Source organism: Segeticoccus sp. (assembly GCF_035708005.1).
Genome location: NZ_DASSTI010000139.1, coordinates 1 through 8,100, shown reverse-complemented (window position 1 = coordinate 8,100; position 8,100 = coordinate 1). Strand labels below are relative to the sequence as shown.

General features: G+C 69.5%; 6 protein-coding genes. 3 read left to right on the top strand and 3 right to left on the bottom strand.

The window, feature by feature from the left end; genetic code table 11:
- Nucleotides 1-36 precede the first annotated feature (36 nt).
- Complete coding sequence (gene mctP / locus VFL99_RS13555) at nucleotides 37-1,632, bottom strand: monocarboxylate uptake permease MctP (protein WP_325106900.1); 1,596 nt, start codon at nucleotides 1,630-1,632, stop codon at nucleotides 37-39.
- Nucleotides 1,632-2,030, bottom strand: a complete 399-nt coding sequence (locus VFL99_RS13550; RefSeq protein ID WP_325106899.1) for a DUF3311 domain-containing protein — start codon at nucleotides 2,028-2,030, stop codon at nucleotides 1,632-1,634. The genes mctP and VFL99_RS13550 overlap by 1 nt, the downstream gene beginning before the upstream one ends.
- 223 nt (nucleotides 2,031-2,253) lie before the next feature.
- Here VFL99_RS13550 and VFL99_RS13545 point away from each other — a divergent pair, with 223 nt between their 5' ends.
- Nucleotides 2,254-3,939 carry an APC family permease gene (locus VFL99_RS13545; protein ID WP_325106898.1) on the top strand — a complete coding sequence of 562 codons (1,686 nt, stop codon included), beginning with the start codon at nucleotides 2,254-2,256 and terminating at the stop codon, nucleotides 3,937-3,939.
- A 35-nt stretch (nucleotides 3,940-3,974) separates the two neighbouring features.
- Here VFL99_RS13545 and VFL99_RS13540 read toward each other — a convergent pair whose 3' ends face one another.
- On the bottom strand, nucleotides 3,975-5,273 hold the full coding sequence (locus VFL99_RS13540; RefSeq protein WP_325106897.1) for an outer membrane protein assembly factor BamB family protein: 1,299 nt from the start codon (nucleotides 5,271-5,273) through the stop codon (nucleotides 3,975-3,977).
- A gap of 245 nt (nucleotides 5,274-5,518) precedes the next feature.
- Here VFL99_RS13540 and VFL99_RS13535 point away from each other — a divergent pair, with 245 nt between their 5' ends.
- Both VFL99_RS13535 and VFL99_RS13530 read left to right on the top strand, forming a co-directional pair.
- Nucleotides 5,519-6,088: a GNAT family N-acetyltransferase gene (locus VFL99_RS13535; protein ID WP_325106896.1), complete on the top strand. Its 570-nt coding sequence runs from the start codon at nucleotides 5,519-5,521 to the stop codon at nucleotides 6,086-6,088.
- A 125-nt stretch (nucleotides 6,089-6,213) separates the two neighbouring features.
- Nucleotides 6,214-8,100, top strand: a complete 1,887-nt coding sequence (locus VFL99_RS13530) for a DUF2075 domain-containing protein (protein ID WP_325106895.1) — start codon at nucleotides 6,214-6,216, stop codon at nucleotides 8,098-8,100.

Genomic DNA, 8,100 nt, shown 5'->3' with positions numbered 1-8,100 from the left:
AGGTTGGTGAAGTCGTTGAGGTCCGTCATGGCCTCACTATGCGGCCTCCGGCCCGGCTGCTGCAGGACGTGGAGCGGCGGACTCGGCTGGCGATCGATCCGCTTCGTAGTCGTCGGCGCGGGTCTCGTCCACCCCTGCGGGGAGGTGGGCCAGCTTGACGAGCGGGTCGAGCACGAGCAGCACGAGGATGTTCACGGCCAGGGCGATCAGCCCGGCATACGCGGAGAACTGCAACGGGCCGAGGTGCACGGCATAGACCGAGCTCGCGAACGCGTTCGACGCAGCCATGGCGGTGCCGGTGCCGATCCCGGCGGCCCAGGCGAGCACCAGCGACCAACGGTGGAACCAGCGGGTGTAGAGCCCGAAGACGATCGCGGGGAAGGTCTGCAGGATCCAGACCCCGCCGAGCAGCTGGAAGTTGAGGATGAAGGTCGTCTTGATCGACAGGATGAACACCAGTGCCAGCGCGGCGATGCAGACCGACACGATCTTGGCCAGCCAGGTCTGCACCCGGGCGGACGAGTCGCGGTTGACGTAGGCGAGCCAGATGTTGCGGGAGAACAGGTTCGCCGCGGCGATGGCCATGATGGCGGCGGGGACCAGCGCACCGATCCCGATGGCGGCGAAGGCGATTCCGACGAACCAGTCGGGGAACATCACTTGGAACAGCCGGGGGAGGGCGAGGTTGTTGTTGCTCACGTGGATGCCGACCGCGTAGGCCATGTAGCCGAGCAGTGCGATGAACCCGAGCAACAACGTGTACGCCGGCAGCGCAGCCATGTTGCGCCGCACCGTGTTCCGGGTCTTCGCGGCGAGCACGCCAGTGACGTTGTGCGGATACATGAACAGCGCCAGCGCCGAGCCGAAGGCCAGCGTCGCATAGGGACTGTAGGCCGCAGGCGGCGTGATGAAGGCTGCCTTGGCCGAGGCCGGCTTGCTGGCCATCGCCCTGGAGGCAGCGTTGAACACCGGGGCGTAGCCGCCGATCCGCAACGGGATGTAGATGACGGCGACGATGACGACCGCGTAGATCAGCCCGTCCTTGAGGAACGCGGTCAGCGCCGGCGCGCGCAGTCCCGAGTTGAAGGTGTAGATGGCCAGGATGGCGAAGGCGAGACCCAGCGGGAGGGCGGTGCCGAAGGAGGTGGAAGCCAGTCCCATGGCCGTGAAGACCACGCGGATGCCGTAGAGCTGCAAGGCGACGTAGGGGATGACCGAGATGATTCCGGTGACGGCGATGACGAGTGCGAGCAGGTTGGACCCGTAGCGACCGCGGACGAAGTCGGCGGGGGTGACGTAGCCGTGCCGGTGGGCCGCGGACCACAGCCGCGGCATCACGACGAACGCGAACGGGTAGAGCACGATCGTGTAGGGCACGGTGAAGAAGCCGAGTTGGCCGACTCCGTAGACCAGGGCGGGCACGGCGATGAACGTGTAGGCGGTGTAGAGGTCGCCACCGAGCAGGAACCACGTGATGATGCCGCCGAAGTTGCGGCCGCCGAGGCCCCACTCGTCGAGGTTGTTGAGCGACTCCGCCTTGCGCCAGTGCAGTGCGAACACACCGACGAGGGCGACGCCGACGAAGATGACCGCGAAGACACCGAGCTGGATCGGCTGGATCGAGCTGGGCATCAGATCTCGTCCTCCCCGTCGCCGGTCGCTCCGCGGCCCAGACCGCGCGGGCGCCGGTGCCTGCCGCGTCGCCCGCCACTCTGGGGCGGATCACCGGCAACGGCGTCCACCGGCTCCGGGCCCTCCCTCCGCGGCACGTGCTCGGTGGTGAGGTGGTAGACGAGGGCCAGCAGCGCAGCGGTGATGATGATCCACGCAAATTGCCACCAGTAGAAGAACGGCCAGCCGCCGACCGACGGCTGGAGCCGAGCGTAGAAGGGCGGCACGAGCGTCGCGGCGAACGGCAGCAGCAGCAGCACGTACCACACCCGGTTCACCGCACGGATGCGCGGGCGGGAGCCGGAGTCCGTCGGGTGAGGGTCGTCCGGGCGAGGGGCCGGCGGCGTATTCGACGACATGGCAACCTCCATTCGGTCCCGCGCCGCAGTTTGGTAGTGTCCTCCACCCGTCGGCGTGGAGCCGTCCCGTGGTCGCCTACCCCGGAGAACGTGGGGCAAACGTCACTGCCTGCCCGCACCTGGTCGTGGCCCATGGTCGACACGCGTGTGACGCTGCTGATCCGGCGACCACGGGGGGCCGGGAGTAGGTTGCAGAACGTCCCCACCCTTGGAGGGAGCCCTCATGGCCACTTCGACACGGCAGGCTTCATCGGGACCGAACGGCCCGAATGGCTCATCTGATTCGCGCAATCTGCGCAGACACGTCGGCCGCACCGGACTGCTCTTCGCGAGCGTCGGCTCGATCATCGGCTCCGGCTGGCTGTTCGGCGCGCTCAACGCGGCCCGGCAGGCCGGACCGGCGGCGATCATCTCGTGGCCCATCGGCGCGATCATGATCCTGCTGATTGCGCTCGTGTATGCCGAGCTGGGCACCATGTTCCCGCTGTCCGGCGGCGTGGTGCGGTTCCCGCACATGTCCTACGGCTCGTTCGCCAGCTACCTCACCGGCTGGATCACGTGGGTGGCCGTCGTCACCACCGCCCCCATCGAGGTGGAGGCGGTGCTGCAGTACGCGACCAAGTACGCGCCCTTCACCCGCCAGCACACGGTCGGCGGTGAGATCGTGCACACGCTGACCGGTCTCGGCTACGGCACTGCGGTGGCGCTCATGGCGGTCTTCGTGGTCATCAACTACTTCGGGGTCAAGTGGTTCGCTCGGGTGAACAACGTCCTGGTGTGGTGGAAGCTGTTCATCATCGTCCTGGTCATCGTGGCGTTCTTCGCCGCGGCGTTCCACGGGTCCAACTTCACCTCGATGGGGTTCAAGCCCGAGGGCTGGCACGGCGTCTTCACTGCGATCGCGACCTCCGGGATCGTCTTCTCCTACCTCGGCTTCCGCCAAGGGATCGAACTCGCGGGGGAGACCGACAACCCGAAGCGCAACGTCCCCCTCGCCGTGGTCGGCTCGGTGCTGATCACCGGCGTCATCTACGTGGCGCTGCAGGTCGCGTTCATCGGTGGCCTGGACCCGAGCATCCTCGCCAAGAGCGGGTCCTGGGCGGACCTCACCTTCAAGAACGACTTCGGTCCGCTGGCCGCGCTTGCCTCCCTGCTGGGACTGGGCTGGTTGGCCGTGCTCCTCTACATCGACGCGATCGCCTCGCCGGGTGACACTGGCTTCATCTACACCACGACCACGGCCCGCATCTCTTACGCCATGGGCAAGAACGGCAACGCTCCCCGATCCCTGGCCAAGACCACGAACCGCGGTGTGCCGATGGTCAGCCTGTTCGTGGCGTTCATCGTCGGGTTGATCGTGTTCCTGCCGTTCCCCAGCTGGCAGCAGCTCGTCGGGTTCATCACCTCGGCGACGGTCATGTCCTTTGCTTCCGGCCCGCTGGTGCTCTCCGCGATGCGCAAGCAGATCCCGGACCAGCACCGGCCGTTCCGCGTCCCTGGCGGCCACGTCATCCCGGTGCTGGCGTTCTTCTCCTCCAACCTCATCGTGATCTGGTCCGGCTGGACGACGGTGTGGAAGCTGATGGTGGCGGTGCTGCTGGGCCTGGTCCTGCTCGGCTTCTTCCAGCTGCGCAAGGACACCCCGCGCATGGAATTGGGTTCCGGCGCCGTGTGGTACCTCCCGTGGCTCGCCGGCCTCACCATCGTGTCCTACGTCGGCGACTACGGTGGCGGACGAGGCTGGCTCACCTTCGGCTGGTCGATCCCGGTCCTGTTCGTCTTCTCGGTCCTGATCTACGCCCTCGCGCAGTGGTCCCGCCTCAGCGCGGACCGCGTGCAGGAGCACATCGATGAGTCGGTGGCGGCGGCCGAGGTCGAGGCGGAGGAGGTCGGCGCCGAAGCGCACTGACGCGGCACGAGCCGCACTGACCCCGGCGTCCGAGCTCAGCGGTCGACGGTGTGCTGGCCGGAGCTGGTCACCGCCACCACACCGTCGGTCGTCCCGAGCAGCACGAGGTTGCCGGACAGGCTGGGCGAGACGAAGTGCGGCAACGCGTCGGCAACCGTGATCTGGTGCTGCACCGCGCCGGTCCGCTCGTCGAGCGCATAGAGCGTGCCGCTGTCCCAGCCGGCCACCCAGACGGTGCCGGCGCCGATGACCGGACTGCCGTTGCCGTCGGACGGGCCGCGCCACAGCACGTTGATGCGGTCACCGGAGACGTCGACGGCGGCGAGCCCGCCGTCCACGCAGGGCAGGTACACGACGTCGCCGTGGTGCGCCGGCGTCCCGAAGCCGCGGCACAGCGGTGCCGAGGTGAGTTCCCCGCCCACCCCACCCAGGTGCTGCAGGGACAACAGGTATGCCGTGCCGCGCTTCCCGGCGATCAGCACCCGCCCGTTTCCGGTGAGTGCCGGCGTCAGCGAACCGAGGTCGAGGTCCGCCGCGTTGTCCAGCGGCCACGTGCTCGGCGCAAAGAAGCCTTCCCGCCGGAGCTGGGGGGTGAGCTTGAGCACCGAGTCGCTGCCGTCATACCCCGCTGACCGGGAGGTGGCCGCGCCGTTGCCGACGGACACGAGCAGGTCGCCGTCCGGGGTGAGCACCGGCCCGCCGGTGGCCCAGATCGCCGCGTTGTTGCTGGCCGGCACCCGGTAGGTCACCAGTGGCCCCCGGCCGGTGACGGGCGCCCCGACCACCGACCCGAGGTAGTGGCCACAGTCGCCGAACAGTCCGCCGAAGGCGGTGTACACCCGGCCGTGGGCCAGGGTCAGCGCCGGCCGCTGCTGCTGGAATCGCGGCTGCCCGCCCGGGGTGGGCAGGTCGCGACGCTGCAGGACGCGGCCGCTGTCGACGTCGACGCCCACGAGGACGTGGCGGTAGCCCGTGGTCTCGGCCACGGCGAACAGGCGGCGCGTCGCCCGGTCGATCACCGGCGTCCCGGTGATGCCGAGAGGATCGATGTTGCCGCAGGGCAACGCCGACAGCGGCACGGGCGTGCCCACGTGCGTGCGCCACTCGGTGTGGCCGGTGCGCCGGTCGAGGCTGTAGATGGAGTCGTTCTCGGTGGCCACGAGGACGCGGTCGCCGAGGACGAGGGGCTCGCCGTAGACCGCGCCGTCGAGATGGGCGCGCCACGCCACCGACAGGCCAGCCGCAGGCGCCGCGTCCGGCGCGAGGCCGCTGCGCGCCGCATCATGGTGGTAGGTGGTCCAGTCACCGCCCGCAGCGGTGGTGGGCGCGGGCACGGACGCGGTGCCCGAGGTGGACGGGGTGCCGGAGACCCCCGTGCTTGCGGAGACGTGCGGCGGAGACGCCGAGGTGGAGGCGGTCCGGGAGCCTGGTCCCGCGCTCGAGCACGCCGCCAGCAGGGCAGCCGTGGCCACCAGCGTCGCTACGCGCCTGCACCGCATCGCCCTCACGTCCTCGCCCGCGAGTCTAGGTGCTGTGGGGGCAGCATCGCGGCAACCTGCTCGGCCCTAGACTCGCCGCCGTGCCCGTGCTCACCCGTCCCCGCCGGGAGGACGACATCCCCGAGCTGCTGGACATCCTCGCTCGGCAGCAGGCGCAGACGCAGTATCCGTTCCACTGGCCCCCGCGTCGGTCACCGGAGCGCTTTCTGCAGCGGCCCACCGAGCTCGAGGCGTGGGTCGCCGAGTGGGACGGCGCGGTCGTCGGCCACGTGGCTCTGCAGTCCGTGGCCGGCGACGAGCTGGGGCACCTGTGGGCGGGCGCGCACGGCGTGCCCGTCGACCGGTTGCGCTGCATCAGCGTGCTGTATGCCGACCGCCGCCTCCCGCGTCGCGGCATCGGTTCGGCGTTGCTCGCCCGGGCGACCGGGCAGGCGCTGCTCGACGGGGGAGCGCCGTGCCTCGACGTCGTGGCCGGTCACCTCGAGCCGGTCAACCTGTACCTCAGCCGGGGCTGGGTGGAGATCGGACGGTTCCGCCCCGAGTGGCTGCCCGACACCGAGGACCCCGTGCACGTCATGATCCTGCCGCGACGACTTCCGGAAGGATCCTCGGAGCCGTCCGCACGGCATACCGGTCTGCCTGCCGGTTGAGGTGGTCGGGCAACCGGCTGACGCGGCAGATACAGTCGGCACCGTAATCGCGGCCCGACGGGCTTCCGCTCCAGGACATGCCCCCACCCGCACGAGGAGATTCGTGCTGCCTGGGGTGCTGACCTGTGACGTTGTACCGGCAATCGGTCCGGGGGTTCTCGGCTGTCGAGCAGCACCTCGCCGATCTCCTGTCCGAGGAGCTGCAGATCCGCACCGGTCGACGTCCTTCCGCTGCCGAGAAGTTGTCCTGGCAGCGCAGCATCCCGGCGCTTCGCGCCGATCTGCTGGCGGCCGGTCTGGACGACGTGGAGATGCTGGTGGAGTACCAGCTTCCGCTCACCAGCAAGCGCGCCGACGTCGTCCTGGTGGGGCAGCATCCTGCCGGCGGCCCGTCATACCTCGTGGTGGAGCTCAAGCAGTGGTCGCATGCCGAGCAGTTCGAGGACAGCGACGCGCTCGTGCGTCTCGAGCAGTACGGCTGGCGGCCGGTCACCCACCCCGCGCTGCAGGTGCAGGACTACTGCGACTACCTCCTCGACTTCACTGCCGTGCTGGCCGACGTCCCGACCTCGCTGGCCGGCGTCGCCTACCTGCACAACGCCACGGATGCCGGTGTCCAGGACCTGTTCGCCCTTCCGTCGACTCCCACGAGCCGTGTCTTCACCGGGCAGCGCCGGGGGGAGTTCCAGCAGTACCTCCGGACCCGCTTCGCGCCGGGGGAGAGTGGCGCCCGGTATGCCGACCACCTCCTCGCCAGCCGCATCGCATCGTCGAAGCAGCTCCTCGCCGTGGCCGCGGAGGAGGTCCAGCAGCGGGAGCTGTTCACGCTGCTGGACGAACAGCGCGACGCGTACCACTACGTCCTCCATGCCGTCGAACGGGCGCGGCGGGCCAACACCAAGACCGCGGTCATCGTCTCCGGTGGTCCCGGGAGCGGCAAGAGTGTCATCGCGCTCTCGCTGTTGGGGGAGCTGTCCCGGCAGGGGCGGAGCGTGATGCACGCGACCGGTTCCCGCTCCTTCACGCAGACGCTCCGCAAAGTGGCCGGGAGACGGGCGCGCCGGGTGCAGAAGCTGTTCCAGTACTTCAACTCGTTCATGGCAGTCGAGGCCAACGAGCTCGACGCCCTCATCCTCGACGAGGCCCATCGCATCCGCGAGACCTCGGCGAACCGGTGGACGAAGGCGGAGTTCCGGACGGGGCGACCGCAGGTCGAGGAGCTGCTCGACGCCGCGCGGGTGCCGGTCTTCCTCCTGGACGAGTACCAGGTGGTCCGACCGGGTGAGCAGGGCACGGTCCAGGACATCGAGGCCCACGCGGCCGCGCGGGGGATGGAGGTCTGCAAGATCGACCTGAACGACCAGTTCCGCTGTGGCGGCTCCGAGGAGTATGTCCGGTGGGTCACGTCGCTCCTCGGGCTGGAACCGGGCGGCCCCACCCCGTGGGTCGGTGACCCCCACTTCGAGGTGCACGTGGTCGACTCCCCTGGGGCCATGGAGGCCTATCTGGAGGCCAGGCACCGGGAGGGCTACGGTGCGCGGATGGCTGCCGGCTACTGTTGGCCCTGGAGCGACCCCCGTCCCGACGGCAGCTTGGTGCCGGACGTGCAGATCGGTGACTGGCGACGGCCGTGGAATCTCAAGGGTGACCGGTCGATCGGTGGGGCACCGGCCGCCGCGTTGTGGGCCACGGACCCGGCCGGCTTCGCCCAGGTCGGCTGCGTCTACACCGCGCAGGGCTTCGAGTACGACTACGCCGGCGTCATCATCGGGTCGGATCTCGTCTGGCGCGACGGACGCTGGGTCTCCGTGCGCCGGGCGAACCGGGACCCGGACTTCCGCAACGCCAAGCGGGTCAGCGACGAGGACTTCGACCGCCTGGTTCGCAACGTCTACAAGGTGCTGCTCACACGAGGGATGCGCGGCGTGGCCATCTACTCGACGGATGAGCCCACGCGACGCCACCTGAGGGAACTGGCCGAGGTCCGAGCCGGCGTGGCACTCGTGACGTAG

Coding starts and splice junctions, on each gene's coding strand:
- mctP (WP_325106900.1), bottom strand. CDS start 1,632: ATGCCCAGCTCGATCCAGCCGATCCAGCTCGGTGTCTTCGCGGTCATC.
- VFL99_RS13550 (WP_325106899.1), bottom strand. CDS start 2,030: ATGTCGTCGAATACGCCGCCGGCCCCTCGCCCGGACGACCCTCACCCG.
- VFL99_RS13545 (WP_325106898.1), top strand. CDS start 2,254: ATGGCCACTTCGACACGGCAGGCTTCATCGGGACCGAACGGCCCGAAT.